The 15,022-nt window shown below is 68.7% G+C and carries 16 protein-coding genes; 4 read left to right on the top strand and 12 right to left on the bottom strand.

All coding sequences use genetic code 11. The features are described 5' to 3' along the window. The first annotated feature begins 120 nt into the window (after positions 1–120). Positions 121–1,017, top strand: coding sequence for a DUF559 domain-containing protein (locus tag H0B56_RS21180; protein ID WP_343063991.1), 897 nt, complete (start codon positions 121–123; stop codon positions 1,015–1,017). Positions 1,018–1,081: 64 nt separating this feature from the next. Here the strand turns inward: H0B56_RS21180 and H0B56_RS21175 are convergent, their stop codons facing one another. Then, positions 1,082–1,534, bottom strand: coding sequence for a gamma-glutamylcyclotransferase family protein (locus H0B56_RS21175; protein WP_089300223.1), 453 nt, complete (start codon positions 1,532–1,534; stop codon positions 1,082–1,084). A 140-nt stretch (positions 1,535–1,674) separates the two neighbouring features. Between H0B56_RS21175 and H0B56_RS21170 the strand changes: the two genes are divergently transcribed. Next, positions 1,675–3,078 (top strand): NAD(P)H-quinone dehydrogenase, encoded by a 1,404-nt coding sequence (locus tag H0B56_RS21170; RefSeq protein WP_180894852.1) that lies wholly within the window; start codon positions 1,675–1,677, stop codon positions 3,076–3,078. Positions 3,079–3,254: 176 nt separating this feature from the next. Further along, the gene (locus tag H0B56_RS21165; RefSeq protein WP_343063990.1) at positions 3,255–5,009 is read left to right on the top strand and encodes a glycerol-3-phosphate dehydrogenase/oxidase; all 1,755 of its coding nucleotides are present in this window, start codon (positions 3,255–3,257) and stop codon (positions 5,007–5,009) included. A gap of 22 nt (positions 5,010–5,031) precedes the next feature. Here the strand turns inward: H0B56_RS21165 and H0B56_RS21160 are convergent, their stop codons facing one another. The 3 genes from H0B56_RS21160 to H0B56_RS21150 all read right to left on the bottom strand — a co-directional run bounded on the left by H0B56_RS21160 (position 5,032) and on the right by H0B56_RS21150 (position 7,932). Further along, on the bottom strand, positions 5,032–5,577 hold the full coding sequence (locus tag H0B56_RS21160; protein WP_180894851.1) for a GNAT family N-acetyltransferase: 546 nt from the start codon (positions 5,575–5,577) through the stop codon (positions 5,032–5,034). Positions 5,578–5,620: 43 nt separating this feature from the next. Next, positions 5,621–6,049: a DUF1707 domain-containing protein gene (locus tag H0B56_RS21155; protein WP_180894850.1), complete on the bottom strand. Its 429-nt coding sequence runs from the start codon at positions 6,047–6,049 to the stop codon at positions 5,621–5,623. An 83-nt stretch (positions 6,050–6,132) separates the two neighbouring features. Next, positions 6,133–7,932, bottom strand: coding sequence for an ATP-binding protein (locus H0B56_RS21150; protein ID WP_180894849.1), 1,800 nt, complete (start codon positions 7,930–7,932; stop codon positions 6,133–6,135). Positions 7,933–8,282: 350 nt separating this feature from the next. Here H0B56_RS21150 and H0B56_RS21145 point away from each other — a divergent pair, with 350 nt between their 5' ends. Further along, positions 8,283–8,696, top strand: coding sequence for a hypothetical protein (locus H0B56_RS21145; protein ID WP_180894848.1), 414 nt, complete (start codon positions 8,283–8,285; stop codon positions 8,694–8,696). A gap of 109 nt (positions 8,697–8,805) precedes the next feature. Here the strand turns inward: H0B56_RS21145 and H0B56_RS21140 are convergent, their stop codons facing one another. The 8 genes from H0B56_RS21140 to H0B56_RS21105 all read right to left on the bottom strand — a co-directional run bounded on the left by H0B56_RS21140 (position 8,806) and on the right by H0B56_RS21105 (position 14,955). Further along, positions 8,806–9,783, bottom strand: coding sequence for a hypothetical protein (locus H0B56_RS21140; RefSeq protein WP_180894847.1), 978 nt, complete (start codon positions 9,781–9,783; stop codon positions 8,806–8,808). Then, on the bottom strand, positions 9,770–11,017 hold the full coding sequence (locus H0B56_RS21135; RefSeq protein WP_180894846.1) for a WXG100 family type VII secretion target: 1,248 nt from the start codon (positions 11,015–11,017) through the stop codon (positions 9,770–9,772). The genes H0B56_RS21140 and H0B56_RS21135 overlap by 14 nt, the downstream gene beginning before the upstream one ends. Next, positions 11,017–11,307, bottom strand: a complete 291-nt coding sequence (locus tag H0B56_RS21130; protein ID WP_180894845.1) for a hypothetical protein — start codon at positions 11,305–11,307, stop codon at positions 11,017–11,019. Before H0B56_RS21130 ends, H0B56_RS21135 begins: the two co-directional genes overlap by 1 nt. Then, the gene (locus H0B56_RS21125; protein WP_245818556.1) at positions 11,304–11,624 is read right to left on the bottom strand and encodes an SAV_915 family protein; all 321 of its coding nucleotides are present in this window, start codon (positions 11,622–11,624) and stop codon (positions 11,304–11,306) included. The genes H0B56_RS21130 and H0B56_RS21125 overlap by 4 nt, the downstream gene beginning before the upstream one ends. A 107-nt stretch (positions 11,625–11,731) precedes the next feature. Further along, positions 11,732–12,364 carry a Maf family nucleotide pyrophosphatase gene (locus H0B56_RS21120; protein ID WP_180894844.1) on the bottom strand — a complete coding sequence of 211 codons (633 nt, stop codon included), beginning with the start codon at positions 12,362–12,364 and terminating at the stop codon, positions 11,732–11,734. A gap of 28 nt (positions 12,365–12,392) precedes the next feature. Further along, positions 12,393–12,908: a DinB family protein gene (locus H0B56_RS21115; RefSeq protein ID WP_180894843.1), complete on the bottom strand. Its 516-nt coding sequence runs from the start codon at positions 12,906–12,908 to the stop codon at positions 12,393–12,395. Positions 12,909–13,037: 129 nt separating this feature from the next. Continuing rightward, a complete protein-coding gene (locus H0B56_RS21110; protein WP_180894842.1) occupies positions 13,038–13,283 on the bottom strand; it encodes an acyl-CoA carboxylase subunit epsilon in 246 nt (81 codons plus the stop codon). A gap of 22 nt (positions 13,284–13,305) precedes the next feature. Then, positions 13,306–14,955, bottom strand: a complete 1,650-nt coding sequence (locus H0B56_RS21105) for an acyl-CoA carboxylase subunit beta (protein ID WP_180894841.1) — start codon at positions 14,953–14,955, stop codon at positions 13,306–13,308. Positions 14,956–15,022 lie beyond the last annotated feature (67 nt).

Here is a 15,022-nt window from a genome sequence, read left to right as displayed (position 1 = left end):
GGCACCCCGAGTTGGGCAATTCAGCCGCCACGATGGCGCGGTTGTCCACAACCGATCGGTTTTCCACGGATGTCCGTCCGATGCTCCCGGCCGACGCGCTGCGCGGGCAGGTTGGGGTGCGTGGACGACCTCGTTGCCGACGCCCTGCACGGTGCCTGTACTCGAGCGGTGGCGCTGGAGCGTGCGGGCCGCTACGCGGTCCGGTCGGGGCTGCGTGATGGGCGGCTCATCGCGCTGTGGCCCGGAGTCCTGGTCGACAGGTCGCGCCTGACCGAGCCATGGACTCGCTCCGCCGCCGCGGTGCTCTCGATCGGTGAGGGTGCTGTGCTTGCCGACCGGACGGCGCTGTACCTGCACGGTTGCGATGCCGCCGAACCGGCACCCGTACACGTACAGGTGCCCTACGACCGGTGGCCCGCCCGCCGCCCGGGTGTCGTGCTGCATCACGGGCCCACCGAGCCGGGGGATGTCGTCGAGCTGTCGGGTCTACCGGTGCACGCGGTGGACAGGGCCCTGACCGACCTGCTGTGCGGGCGTTCGAGGAGGACGGCTCTGGCTTGTTGTGACCAGGCGCTGGCCACGGTCGAGCCCGCGCGGCGGGAGGCGGTCAAGGAGGGGCTGCGGCGCCGCCTCCTGGCGCGTCCCGACCGCAGGGGACGGCGCAAAGCCGAGCAGGTGCTCGAGCTCGCCACGGGTCTGCCCGAATCGCCTGCGGAGAGCTCCGTCCTGCTCGTGGTCGTCGACGGCGGGTTCCCACCGCCGGCTTCGCAGTACGTCGTTCGCTCGGTCGCCGGGTGCGAGATCTATCGCCTGGACTTCGCGTGGGAGCAGGCCCGCATCGCGTTGGAGTACGACGGGTATGCGGCACACGCGGATCGCCGCGCGGCGGACGCGGCGCGGGAGGAGGACCTGCGGCGTCGCGGATGGCTCGTGGTGAGGGCCACGGCAGCCGACCTCGCCGAGCCGGCACGCCTGCTGGCCGAGCTGCGGGCGGCGTTCCGGCACCGAGGGCTGTAGCCGCACCCGACACGGGGTGCCGGAACGCCCGACACGGGGTGCCGACGTGCCCGACACGGTGGGTTCAGGGGCCGATCCCGATACACGGCCGGGTACGTAGGTTGGCCACGTAGTCGGCGGGGGCGCCCGCGGCTTCGGCCGCGTCCGCCAGCATGCCGAGGTAGCGTGCCGACGGCAGGCCGCCCTCGTAGGCGTCCAGCACGTAGAACCAGGCGAGCACGTCGCCTTCCATCGTCTGTACGCGCAACCGGATCTTGTTGTGCAGGAACAGCTCCCCGCCTTCCCAGCGGTCCAGCCTGTCCTCGTCGAACGTGCTCACGTCGTAGAGCACGACGAACACCCGGGACTCGGGATCCTCGACGATCGTGGCGAGGGCCCCTTCCCACCCGACGTCCTCTCCTCCGAACGTCAGTCGCCACCCCTCGAGCCAGCCGGTGCCGGCGAGGGGAGACAAGGGTGCGCGCTCCATCATCTGCGCGGGATCCATGTTGGATCCATAAGCGGCGTAAAGAGGCACGGTCGACAGCCTAGTAGCTCGTTGATCATCGGCGTGCGGGAACTGTGCGTTCACGGTAGCAGCGCCTCGGGTGCTGAGCACGTTCAGGCAGTCGCCACGTACGGTGGCAGTGGCTCAGACTGTCGAGCGGAGGAGGCCGCGTGACCAGGATCGTGATCATGGGTGGTGGGCCCGCAGGCTACGAGTCGGCGCTGGTCGCCGCCCAGCATGGTGCTGACGTGACCGTGATCGACCAGAACGCCCTCGGCGGCGGTTGTGTCCTCTACGACTGTGTGCCGTCGAAGACACTCATCGCCACGTCGGGCGCGCGAGCCGGGCTACACGGTATGGGTGAGCTGGGGGTGTCGCTGGACCTGGACAACGTCACGGTCGACAACCACGTCGTGCACGGCCGGGTCAAGGGCCTCGCGCTCGCCCAGTCGGCCGACATCAAGGCGCGGGTCCAGCGTGAAGGCGTGCGGGTGCTCACCGGCACCGCCCGGCTGTGTGATGCCGAACCGGGCCTGGCCGTCCACGAGGTCGAGGTGACTGTCGATGGCGGCGAGACCGAGAGACTCACCGCGGACTTCGTACTCATCGCCACCGGTGCGACCCCGCGCGTGCTGCCGGGTGCGGTTCCCGACGGGGAGCGGATACTGGACTGGCGCCAGCTCTACGACCTCGACGAGATGCCGGAGCATCTGATCGTGGTCGGCTCCGGCGTGACCGGCGCGGAGTTCGCCTCGGCCTATACCGAGATGGGGGTGCGCGTCACGGTGGTCTCGAGCAGGGACCGCATCATGCCGCACGAGGACGCCGACGCCGCGGCCGTGATCGAGGAGGTGTTCAGCCAGCGGGGTGCCACGCTGGCCAAGCACGCCCGCGCGGAGAAGGTCGAACGCGCCGGGGACGGGGTGGTCGTACACCTCAGCGACGGTCGCACGATCGAGGGCAGCCACGCGCTGATGACCGTCGGCTCGGTTCCGAACACCACCGGCATCGGACTGGAGACGGTCGGGATCGAGACGGACTCGCGCGGCTTCGTCCCGGTCGACCGGGTCTCCCGTACCGGCGCCTCGGGTATCTATGCCGCCGGTGACTGCACGGGGCTGCTCATGCTGGCCTCGGTCGCCAGCATGCAGGGTCGGATCGCGATGTGGCACGCGCTCGGTGAGGGCGTGTCCCCGATCAAGCTCAAGACGGTGGCCGCGAACGTGTTCACCCACCCTGAGCTGGCCACGGTGGGCATCAGCCAGCAGGCGATCGACGCGGGCGAGGTACCGGCTCGCACGATCATGCTGCCGCTCGCGACGAATCCGCGCGCGAAGATGGAAGGGCTCCGGCACGGGTTCGTGAAGCTGTTCTGCCGGCCCGCCACCGGAGTGGTCATCGGGGGTGTCGTGGTGGCCCCGATGGCCAGCGAGCAGATCCTGCCCATCGCCCTTGCCGTGCAGAACCAGCTCACCGCACACGACCTCGCGCTGACCTTCGCGGTGTACCCCTCGCTGTCCGGCTCGCTGACCGAGGCCGGGCGGCAACTCATGCGGCACGACGACCTGGACTAGCAGTCGGACCGATCGCCGTTCGCCTGCCGCCGACGGGACCGGAGCGTGCCGTGTACCGGCGAGCTGGCGTGGGTAGTCCGAACCGGACGTGTCATAACCGTGCGCGGGCCGATCCGGGCACACGCGTGCGCGCAGGGTTACCGTGACACCATCGTTGACGTCGAGAGGAGCGCGCGGTGGGCAGGCAAGCGCGTACGGCCAGCTGGTCGGGAATCGGTCGCCTGGGTGTCGTGGACCGGGAGGACGCGTGGCAGCGACTGGGTAAGGAGTCCTTCGATCTCGTCGTGATCGGTGGTGGCGTGGTCGGTGCGGGGACAGCGCTGGACGCGGCCACGAGGGGGCTGCGGGTCGCGCTGGTGGAGGCGCGCGATCTCGCGTCGGGAACGTCGAGCCGCTCGAGCAAGCTGGTGCACGGGGGTCTGCGGTACCTGGAGCAGCTGGAGTTCTCCCTGGTGCGCGAAGCGCTCGCCGAGCGGGAGCTGATGCTCACCAAGCTGGCTCCGCATCTGGTCAGGCCCGTCAGCTTCCTGTACCCGCTGACGCACAGGGTGTGGGAGCGCCCCTACACCGCGGCGGGGCTGTTCCTGTACGACACGATGGGCGGAGCCCGCTCGGTACCCGGACAGAAACACCTGACCCGAGCGGGTGCGCTGCGGATGGTCCCCGCGCTGCGACGGGACTCGCTGGTCGGGGGCATCCGCTACTACGACGCGCAGGTCGATGACTCGCGGTACACGATGATGCTGGCACGGACGGCCGCCCGGTACGGAGCCGTGGTACGCACCTCGACCCAGGTCGTCGACTTCCTGCACGAGGCCGACCGGGTCTCCGGCGTGCGCGTCCGGGATGTCGAGGACGGCCGGGAAGTGGAGGTCCCGGCGGGTGCGGTCGTCAACTGCACCGGGGTGTGGACCGACGAGCTGCAGCAGCTCTCGGGTAGCCGAGGCCGCTTCAGGGTGCGGGCCAGCAAGGGCGTGCACGTGGTGGTCCCGCGCGACCGGATCGTCTCCGAGTCGGGCATGATCCTGCGCACCGAGTCGTCGGTGCTGTTCGTGATCCCGTGGGGCAATCACTGGATCCTCGGCACGACGGACAGCGACTGGCGACTGGACCTCGCGCACCCCGCGGCCACCAAGCAGGACATCGACTACATCCTCGGTGAGATCAACGCGGTACTCGCCACGCCGCTGACGCACGACGACATCGAGGGCGTCTATGCCGGGTTGCGCCCGTTGCTCGCCGGGGAGAGCGAGGAGACATCCAAGCTCTCCCGCGAGCACGCCGTCGCGCGGGTGGCTCCAGGCCTGGTCGCGATCGCTGGTGGCAAGTACACGACCTACCGGGTGATGGCCGCCGACGCGGTCAACGCCGCCGCGATCGATCTGCCGACGAGGGTGCAGCCCTCGATCACCGACAAGGTGCAGCTGCTGGGGGCGGACGGGTATCACGCGCTGGTCAACCAGGCCGACCGGCTGGCAGCGCAGTACGGTCTGCACCCGTACCGGTTGCGTCACCTGCTGAACCGGTACGGGGCGCTGGTGCACGAGCTGCTGGCCCTTGCCGAGAACGAGCCGGAATGGCTGCGCCCCCTGGAGCACGCACCGGACTACCTGCGTGTCGAGGTGGCGTACGCGGTCAGTCACGAGGGCGCGCTGCACCTGGAGGACGTCCTCGCGCGGCGCACACGGATCGCGATCGAGTACCCGCACAGGGGTGTGGACTGCGCGCGCCAGGTCGCCGAGATCATGGCTGGGATACTCGGATGGTCCGGCAAGACCACCGAGAGCGAGGTGGATACCTATGTCGCGCGGGTGGCTGCCGAGCGTGACTCGCAGTCCCAGCCCGACGACGAGGCCGCGGACGCCAGCAGGCGGGCCGCCCCGGACGTGCGCCCGCACCTGGACGCGCTCGACCTGGGCAAGCAGCGCTGACCCGGCGGGCAGGCGCCGGTGCTCAGCCGTCGGTGGACAGCCGGGACCAGACGAGCAGGTCCTCTGGCTTGTCGTCGATGACGATGGCTTCGCGAAGGGTGCCGTCCAGCGTGAAGCCGCACTTCTCGGCAACTCGCCGCGAGACCAGGTTGCTCGCCGCGTGCTGGTACGAGATGTGGTGCAGCCCGAGCCCGCCGAAGGCGAACCGCAGCACGGCCTGGATCGCGGGTGTGATGATGCCCTTCCCGCGGTGCGCGGGAAGGGTCCAGCAGCTGAGCTCGGCTGTCCGGTCCACGGGGTCGATGTTCTTGAGATCCACCTCGCCGAGCAGGGCTCCGGTGGTCTGGTCGGCTACCACCCAGGTGTAGCGCTCGTCACTGGCCCACTCCCGCTCGCGGGTGCGGATGTAGTCCGTAGCGGTGTCCAGGTCAGCGATGCGAGAGCTGCGATACCGCTGTGTCTCGAGGTCCGCGAAGGCTTCGAGCAGGGCGGGACGGTCGTCGATCCGGTCGTCCGCGCGTAGCTGCCGTAGGTAGTACGTTCCGGCGTTGATCTCAACGGGCTCCACGGGTCCGACGCTACTCGCTGCCCGCGGCGGGTGTGCGCGCCGGTCAGCGCGCGTCCGGCCGGCCGCGCCCGTTCGCCGCGCCGACCAGCAGGGCCACCACGACGGGGATCAGGAATACCAGGAACATGCCCCGGGCGATGGTGAAGTACAAGACGATGGCCAGGATCGCCGAGAGCGGCACGGCGCTGGACGCCAGCCACGTGCCGGGGGAGCGGGCCGGGCGCGTGGCGGGAGCGTTCTCGGCCGGTTCCCGGCGTCGTGCGGGACGATCCAGCACGGCTGGTCGGGGCCGGGGCAGGTCGACGAAGATCTCGGCGAGCTCGCCGAGCGTCTTGATCGTGGTGACCCGAGCCGATCGCTCACCGTACTCGTCGATGTCCAGCCGCCCGTCGCGGACGTGCTCGCTCAGCGCGTCCAGCGCTTCCTGCCGGTCAGCATCACTGATCCGGAACTCGGGTAGGTCCGGGTCCACACCGCGATCCTACGGGTGCTGAATGACGCTTTCAGTCCACTTGCGGGACTGAAAGCGTCATTCAGCACAACACCGCTGGGTCGTCAGTCCTGGATCTCGCAGAGCACGGTGCCCTGGTTGACGGACTCGCCGATCTCGAGCGACAGGCCCGTGACCGTACCGGACTTGTGCGCGTTCACCGGGTTCTCCATCTTCATGGCCTCGAGCACCACCACGAGCTCGCCTGCCTCCACCTGCTGGCCTTCGGAGACGGGAAGCTTCACGATCGTGCCCTGCATCGGCGCGGTCACTGCGTCGCCGGATACCGACGTCGCCTTGCCGGTGGAACGCTTACGTGGCTTGGTCTTTGTCGCGGCCCCGTTGCCGCTGCTGGACGAGCCGCCGAAGTCGCCGGGCAACGAGACCTCGAGCCTGCGCCCGCCGACCTCGACGACGATGTTCCTGCGGGACTCTTCGTCGGGCTCGCCTGCGTCGGCCGCACCGGCCTCGAACGGCTCGATCACGTTGTCGAACTCGGACTCGATCCACCGGGTGTGCACGGTGAAACCGTCCTCCCCGACGAACGCCGGGTCGCGCACGACGGTGCGGTGGAACGGCACGACGGTGGCCATCCCCTCCGCGACGATCTCGTCGAGGGCTCTGCGGCTGCGCTCGAGGGCGTTCTGCCGGTCGGAACCGGTCACGATCAGCTTGGCCAGCAACGAGTCGAACTGCCCGCCGATCACAGTGCCCGACTCGACCCCGGCATCGACGCGGACGCCCGGGCCGTCCGGCGGCACGAACCGCGTGACGGTGCCCGGTGCCGGGAGGAAGTTCCGGCCAGCGTCCTCGCCGTTGATCCGGAACTCGATCGAATGGCCGCGAGGCTCGGGGTCGGCCGTGAAGCGCAGCGGCTCACCGGCCGCGATGCGGAACTGCTCGCGAACGAGGTCGATGCCCGTGGTCTCCTCCGTGACCGGATGCTCCACCTGCAGCCTTGTGTTGACCTCCAGGAAGGAGATGGTGCCGTCCTCGCCGACGAGGTACTCGACCGTCCCCGCGCCCCAGTAGGCGGCTTCCTTACAGATCGCCTTGGCGGACTCGTGGATGCTGTCCCGCTGCTTGTCGGTCAAGAACGGCGCGGGTGCTTCCTCGACGAGCTTCTGGTGCCTCCGCTGCAGCGAGCAGTCGCGGGTGCCTGCCACGATCACGTTCCCGTGCTTGTCCGCGAGGACCTGCGCCTCCACGTGCCGGGGCTTGTCCAGGTAACGCTCCACGAAGCACTCGCCCCTGCCGAACGCCGCGACGGCCTCCCGGGTGGCCGAGTCGAACATCTCGGGGATCTCCTCGATGCTGCGCGCCACCTTGAGCCCGCGGCCACCACCACCGTAGGCGGCCTTGATGGCCACCGGCAGGCCGTACTTCTCGGCGAAGCTCACGACCTCGTCCGCGGACGCCGCCGGGTCCTTGGTGCCGGGCACCAGCGGCGCGTTCGCGCGATCGGCGATGTGCCTGGCGGTTACCTTGTCACCGAGGTCCCTGATGGCCTGCGGGGACGGCCCGATCCAGGTCAGCCCGGCGTCGATCACGGCCTGAGCGAAGTCGGCGTTCTCGGAGAGGAACCCGTACCCGGGGTGGACGGCGTCGGCACCGGAGCGCTTGGCCGCGTCAAGGAGCTTGTCGAAGACGAGGTAGCTGTCCGCCGCCGTCGAGCCACCCAGCGCGAAGGCGTCGTCAGCCAATCGGACGAACGGTGCGTCCCGGTCGGGGTCGGCGTAGACTGCCACGCTGCCCAGGCCCGCGTCTTTCGCCGCCCGGATGACCCGAACGGCGATCTCGCCACGGTTGGCGACGAGAACCTTGGTCACTGGCTGTTTGCCGTGCTCCGGGGCTGTCTCGGGCACGCCCTAACCTCCTCTGTCACGAGCTGTTCATACTCTCTGCAACGAGTCGCCCGTACCGTCTGTGACGAGCCGCTCACACCTGACGTGTATACACATATGTACGTAAGGTCTTGGGGGGAGTTTACGGACTCGTGGCGATTCGTGGATCGAGAGTCTGCTCACGTTCGGCGTGAGACGGACCATCCGGACCACGCAGCGTGCCCGTTCACGCTGGTTCGAGCATCGAACGGCCAGCGCCGTCCCGGTACGCTTCTCGTCCCGTACCCGGACGTGGGCCGGGGTCGATCTCAGGGGGAGCCGGGGGCGTTACCGGATACCGTGCTCGCCGCTGCTGGACGAGTGTCGTGGTTATGGCCGATATCAAGAACGTGCGGTGGGCGCTCGTACTCGGGCTGGGCGCGTTCGCCCTGATCCGTCCGGTGCTGAGCATGACCGGAGGTATGGATGCGTTGGGGACGCCCCTCGGTCCGGTCCTGGTGACGGCGGTCATCTCGGTGGTGTGGATCGCCGCCGTCGTGCTCGCGCGGGTCGCCGAGCCCGTGCTGACCCTCGTTCTCACCGGGCTCGCCTACGGTGTCTTCGCCATCGTCCTCAGCGCCGCCCTGTCGCCGATCGTCAGCGGAGAGCTGCAAGGCCCGCTGGCGACATCGTTCGGGTTCGCCGTCGTCCCCGTACTTCTCGTCAACGCGCTGTGGGGAGCCGTTACCGGAGCCATCGCTCTGGTGATCACCGGGCGCAGGCGTGAGCAGGGGCAGCTGCGGTGACAGTGCGCGTTCCACCGTTGACGCCTGTGCAGCTCGGCGTCGGGTGCGTTGCTCGGTCGTCGTTCACCAGCCGGGGCCGCGAGCGCGGGTGCACGATCAGCGGACCGCCTTACGACGAATGCCGCCGCTGCCGGATGTGTTGTTCGGCCTCCCGCGCCGACATGCCCAGGATGCCGCCCCACCATTCCCATGAACCCGTAGCGGAGCCGAAGTTGGCCGAGCGTGCCCGCTGGAGCGCAGCTTCCGTGCCGAGCTCGTCCCGCGCGCCCGGGTTCCGAGCATAGAACAGCAGAATGGACAGGACGAGTGCGGGGTTCGCATCCAGGTTCTCTCCCGGGATGAATATCGTGGGTGACACAGGACGCTTGGTTTGGTCGGTCATCACCGGGTACTGCCGGAGCCGCCAGAGGCGGTTTACTTGAACCCGTTCGAAAGAGTGAAACTCCACGGCGCCGAGGGAGATGGTCGCGCCGGTCCCGCTTAGAGCTCCGATACGGGTGATCCCGGACTCCTCGTCGGCGGATTCGATCCACGGCAGGACGGTGCGGAACGACGAGTCGAAATGGATGACGCTGTCCGGAGTGACCAGTACGTGGCCGTTCGGTAGTTTCCCGGTGTACTTCAGTACGAAGTAGAGTGCCGCTAGAAACGCGAACATTCCCGATATTATCGGAGCAATCGCGGGTTCTCCTGCCCGGATCAGGGCGACCGTCGCGGCGACCAGGACTATCGCATAGTAGGCTGCCAGCGCCATTTTCCCATGATGCCGGCGAAGCGAATAAGGGATCTTGAGTCCGCGTGTTCCGGATTCCGTGGTTGTGATCGCGAGAGCATCCGACCCGCGTTTGTGAAGCTGGAAAGTAGACTCGTATAAGTGCCAGAATGCCGTCAGGATCGGTGCCCCCAGCAGCGCGAAGAACATCGACTCCGCGATATCGCCGGTGCGCCACACGTGCGCGGCGATCCATCCCACCAGTGCGACTGAAGTGGCGGAGAAGACCACCATGACTGCTTTGAAAGCTATAGCGCCGGGATTGGCAAGCAGGCGCCAGGTCGCCGGCCACCCGATATGATCAGAAGACGGCATTCCAGGCATCCTTTACTCCTCCAGTGACAGCGCCACCGACGTCACTGGCAACATCTGCTGCTGCCTCGCCGGCATTCATGACCCCGGTCCCGATCGCTTGTCCGGTCTCGGCAACCGCCTTACCGCCATCAACGATGGCATCGCCGACGTTGCCCACCCCGTTCTCCCAGAGAGAGTCGACCATGCCCGAGGTGAACACCCCGACTCCGGCGCCGACGACCGTCCCGACGGCGGTTCCGACCGGTCCACCGATCGCGGTGCCGACCGCGGCACCTGCCCCTACGGAGGCCGCGAACCCGATCCCGTTGGACGCGCTGGCCTGTTGCCAGCTCTTGCCCTGATGGATGTCGTACGCTATAGCTCCCAGCGTAAACGCTGGCCCGGACATCCTGCCGATGCCACGCCATGCACGCTCAGCGCTCGCGGCTTTGGTCGTGGCTGTGCTTCCCGCGCGACTGCTGGCCCCGACGCGCTGGCGTAGGTAGTCCTGGTGCTCGTAAAAGGCGGCACGATTGGTGACGTGTTCCGGAGTTGAGTGCCGCAGGTGCTGCATGGCTTGCTTCGCGTCGTCGAAGTAGAACTGGGCGCGGTTCAACAGGCGGGAACTGTGCACCTGGCCTGCGACTGACACGGCGTTCTTGACCGCGATGTCCGCCACCGTGAACCAGGCCTTCGTGCTCGTTTCCTTGGACGTGTCGTTGAGCTCGTCAACGGCCTGCTGCCAGGTCCGCCGGACGTCTTCGGCGTCCCGCTCGGCCTTCTCGTACGCCTCGACCCTGGCCGCGTGCGCTTCGTGCGCCGCGACGGCGTCCTGATGGTCGCGTCGTTGCTGCTGGGTCACGCCGTTTCCGGACGGTGCCGGGCCGGGATCCGGCGGGGCCGAACCGGGTGGCTGGATGGTCTGCCCGTCGACGGTCAGACCGGCCGAGGCCGCCCTGGTGCGGATATCTGCCATATCGTCCTGAGCGCGCTTGAGCGCACCGCCGATGTCCTCGAACTTCCGTGCCATCTCGCGGGCTGCCTCGGCGAAGTCATCGGCCTTGCGCCCGCCGTCGGTCATCTGGTCACGGAAGTTCTCCGAGGCAGGCCCTTCCCAACCGGAGTCGGCGTCGTTACGTGCGGACAGGATCTTGTCGGCGCTGCCTTCGATCCCGTCGGCCAGTGAGTCACGCACCCAGTCGGCTACATTCCAGATGCTTTCCGGGTCGCCGTCGATCTTCGTGTCGATCCCCATTACTCCCCCTCGGTCGCGGCGCCTTCCAGTTCCTCGGCGGCGCGGACCTCGTAGTCGGCGTAGTCCACGCCGGCCTCGGCGATGGCCTCGCCCATCGCCTTCAGCCCGAGGACGAGCTGCCCGGCGTTGTCGACGAGCTGGGACACGATGCCGGCGATCGCGGGACCCGCCTCGCCCGCGTCCGGTGGGTCCGGCGCCGACCGGCCGATCTCGTCGAGGTCACCCCCGGCTGCCTGCAACGTGGCGGCGATGCCGTCCAGCACACCGTCCTCGACACCGTGCCCGCTCATGCCGAAACACTCCCGTGCCGGTGCTCCTCGGGAATGATGACGTCGAGCAGGACCAGGTCGAACGGTTGCACCTGCTGGATGTTGTCCAGGTACGCCGTCGGCAGGACCATCCAGGGCTGCTGCTCGCCGCAGCAGTACTTCAGGCGGTCCATCGCCGAGTAGGCCATCAGCGCCATCCGGCCGTCCCTGGTCCGCCGCAGCTCGACCACGGCCTCCTCCGGGTTCTCGGTGTGCTCGGCCAGCGGCAGGTAGACCACCGGAGGGAACTCCGGCGGGATCGGCGTGTTGCCCGCCTGCTCATCCGGTGAATCGGTCACGGTGACCCCCTCGAGACGGCGACGTCGGTACCGCGGTTCGCGGGTAGTGCAGCACGGGCGAGGCCGGCGCGGCAACCGGAACCAGCTGACGGTGGGACGCGCCGTGGCTACTCCTGGTTCCGTGGCCGCCACAGGTCGACCACGCTCACGCCGACCTCGGCAAGCAGCGAGCGGGTCAGCGGCAGGCTGATGCCGATCACGCTGGAGGGGTCACCGTCGACGCCGTCGACGAACCAGCCGCCGAGCCCGTCGAGGGTGAACCCGCCCGCGACGGACAGCGGCTCGCCGGTGCCGACGTACGCCTCGATCTCGGCTCCGCTCGGCGCGGAGAAGCGAACGGTCGTCGTCCGGGACGCCACGGCGTCCTTGGTGCGCGCGCCGCCGTCCAGCCGCACAACGGCGTGCCCGGTCAGCAGCTCACCACTGTGCCCTGCCATGCGCTTCCAGCGTTCCAGGGCGACCCGCGGGTCGTTCGGCTTGCCGATCATCTCCCCGTGCAGCGAGAGCATGGAGTCGCACCCGATCACGACGGCGTCCGGGTGTTCGGTGGCGACCTCGGCGGCCACGGCATCGGCCTTGGCGGTGGCAAGTGCCGTCACGAGACGCTCGGGGGTGGGGTCGGCCAGGCCCGCGGCCACGGCGTCCTCATCGACGCCTGATACCCGCACGACGGGCTCGATACCGGCATCGCGCAGCACCCCGAGCCGTGCGGGGGAGGCGGAGGCAAGGACGAAACGCACGCGACGAGTGTAGTTCCGGCGGCCCGCGTCAGTCGCCGGTGGTGCCGTCGATCTGCTCGCGCAGGATGTCCGCGTGCCCGGCATGGCGCGCGGTCTCCTCGAGCATGTGGACGTAGATCCACCGCAGCGAGACCTCGCCGAGCCTGCGGTTCGGCACGGTGTGCGACAGCTCGTACCGCGCGGCGATCTCCCGGGATCGCGCGCACTGGCGCTGGTACCGCTCGATCAGGCCGGCTACCGACTCCTCCGGCCCCACCCGGAAGTCCGCGTCCGGGTCGTCCTTGCTCCAGGGCGGCCGCGGTAGCTCGGATCGCGGTGTCTGCGCGAGGACAGCCTCGAACCAGCTGAACTCCACCCAGCACAGATGGTTGAGCAGGCCCGCGAGCGTCGTCGCCGACGGCACGAGGCTACGCCGGGCGTCTTCCCCGGAGACGCCGTGGACCTTGCGCGTGACCGCATCCCGGTAGTGGTCGAGGAAGGTCTCCAGGGTCGTCCGCTCGTCGGCCGTGGCCGCTCGCTCGGCGGTGTCGAGAACATGTGCCATGGCCAGACCCTAGCGACCGGGCCGGATCCCTGGGTACATCAGCGGCCTGCCTGCCGGACGATCTGCGCGTCATCCGGCAGGCAGGCCGCCTGCCAGCGGGTGGGTATCCGGGAGGGTGGGCGCGTGTGGTTACTGCGGCCGTGCCGAGGCGCGCCAGGCACCGGGCCCTGGCCGCAGCGGGCGGCGCAGCCGCGCAGCGGGGTCGGCCCAGCGGGACCACCCGCCGCGCGCGGGTCCGGGTTCCTCCCGTGCGCCTGCCCCGCTCAGCGCCACGGTCAGCGCGGCCAGCTCGTGATCGTCCGGCCTGCCGCGCACGACTCGCAGGTGCGGTCGCCGCGCCTCACCCTCGGTGGTTTCGTTGCCTTCCTCGCTCATGACGTCCTCCGGCTGGTGTGCCCTACAGCGGGATGTTGCCGTGCTTCTTCGGAGGTAGCGATTCGCGCTTCTCGTTGAGGATCGTCAACGAACGCGAGACGTAGCCGCGAGTGTAGGAGGGCGGGATCACCGAGTCCACGTACCCGCGCTCCGCCGCCACGTACGGGTTGCACAGCGTGTCCTCGTACTCCTGGATGAGCTCGCTGCGCAGCGCCTCGACGTCGCGCCCTTCCTGCTCGGCCTCGGCCAGCGTCTTGCGGTAGACGATGTTGGCGGCGCCCTGGGCACCCATCACGGCGATCTGCGCCGTCGGCCACGCCAGGTTCATGTCCCCACCGAGGTGCTTGGACCCCATCACGTCGTAGGCGCCACCGTAGGCCTTCCGGGTGATCACCGTGATCTTCGGGACGGAGGCCTCGCAGTAGGCGTAGATCAGTTTGGCCCCGCGCCGGATGATGCCGTCCCACTCCTGGTCGGTGCCGGGCAGGAAGCCGGGCACGTCCACGAACGTCAGCACCGGGATGTTGAACGCGTCACAGGTGCGCACGAACCGCGCTGCCTTCTCGGACGCGTCGATGTCCAGGCAGCCCGCGAGCTGTGTCGGCTGGTTCGCCACGATGCCGACGCTCTGGCCGTCCACCCGGCCGAACCCGACGAGGATGTTGGGTGCGAACAGCGCGTGCACCTCGAGGAACTCGCCGTCGTCGACGACACGCCTGATGACCTCGTGCATGTCGTAGGGCTGGTTCGGCGAGTCGGGCACGAGGGTGTCCAGCTCGCTGTCCTCGTCGGTGATGCCGTCGGCGATGGCCTCGCCCTGCGGGTTCGGCGCGTCGAACACCGGCGGTTCCGCCATGTTGTTCGACGGGAGGAAGGACAGCAGCTCCTGGACGTAGGAGATCGCGTCGTCCTCGTCGGCGCCGAGGTAGTGCGCGTTGCCCGACTTGGTGTTGTGGGTCCGGCCACCCCCCAGGTCCTCGAAGGTCACTTCCTCACCGGTGACCGTCTTGATCACGTCGGGGCCGGTGATGAACATCTGGGAGGTCTGGTCGACCATCACCACGAAGTCCGTCAGCGCGGGCGAGTACACGTGCCCGCCCGCGTTGGCGCCCATGATCAGCGAGATCTGCGGTACCACGCCCGAGGCCTTGGTGTTACGCATGAATATCTCGCCGTAGAGTCCGAGGGAGGCCACGCCCTCCTGGATGCGAGCCCCGCCGCCCTCGTTGATGCCGATGATCGGCCTGCCCGTCTTGATGGCGAGATCCATGACCTTGACGATCTTCTCGCCGTAGACCTCGCCGAGCGAGCCGCCGAACACGGTGACGTCCTGGCTGAACACGCACACGGGACGGCCGTCGACCGTGCCGTAGCCGGTCACGACGCCGTCGCCGTAGGGGCGTGACTTCTCCTGCCCGAAGTTGGTCGACCTGTGCCTGGCCAGCTCGTCGAGTTCGACGAACGAACCGGGGTCGAGCAACATGTCGATGCGTTCGCGTGCGGTCTTCTTGCCCTTGGCGTGCTGGCGCTCCACCGCGCGCTCTGACCCTGCGTGGACGGCTTCGTGGTTACGCTGGTACAGGTCGGCGAGCTTGCCGGCCGTGGTGTGAATATCGGCTTCCTCACCGCCCTCCGGCGACGGCGGTCCGATCGGCTCCGTTGCGCTGCTCATAGCCCGCGAGCTTAACCGCGAGCGACGCCACGCGCGGGTGAGAGGTCAGCAATATCACGGAACTCGT

It is taken from the genome of Haloechinothrix aidingensis (assembly GCF_013450155.1).
In the GTDB taxonomy this organism is placed as follows: Bacteria; Actinomycetota; Actinomycetes; order Mycobacteriales; family Pseudonocardiaceae; genus Haloechinothrix; species Haloechinothrix aidingensis.
This window is presented reverse-complemented; position numbering and strand designations above follow the sequence as displayed.

Excerpts from the sequence above, each read along its gene's own strand:
- H0B56_RS21145 (WP_180894848.1), top strand. The coding sequence starts at position 8,283 with ATGGCCGATATCAAGAACGTGCGGTGGGCGCTCGTACTCGGGCTGGGC.
- H0B56_RS21140 (WP_180894847.1), bottom strand. The coding sequence starts at position 9,783 with ATGCCGTCTTCTGATCATATCGGGTGGCCGGCGACCTGGCGCCTGCTT.
- H0B56_RS21135 (WP_180894846.1), bottom strand. The coding sequence starts at position 11,017 with ATGGGGATCGACACGAAGATCGACGGCGACCCGGAAAGCATCTGGAAT.
- H0B56_RS21130 (WP_180894845.1), bottom strand. The coding sequence starts at position 11,307 with ATGAGCGGGCACGGTGTCGAGGACGGTGTGCTGGACGGCATCGCCGCC.
- H0B56_RS21115 (WP_180894843.1), bottom strand. The coding sequence starts at position 12,908 with ATGGCACATGTTCTCGACACCGCCGAGCGAGCGGCCACGGCCGACGAG.
- H0B56_RS21110 (WP_180894842.1), bottom strand. The coding sequence starts at position 13,283 with ATGAGCGAGGAAGGCAACGAAACCACCGAGGGTGAGGCGCGGCGACCG.
- H0B56_RS21105 (WP_180894841.1), bottom strand. The coding sequence starts at position 14,955 with ATGAGCAGCGCAACGGAGCCGATCGGACCGCCGTCGCCGGAGGGCGGT.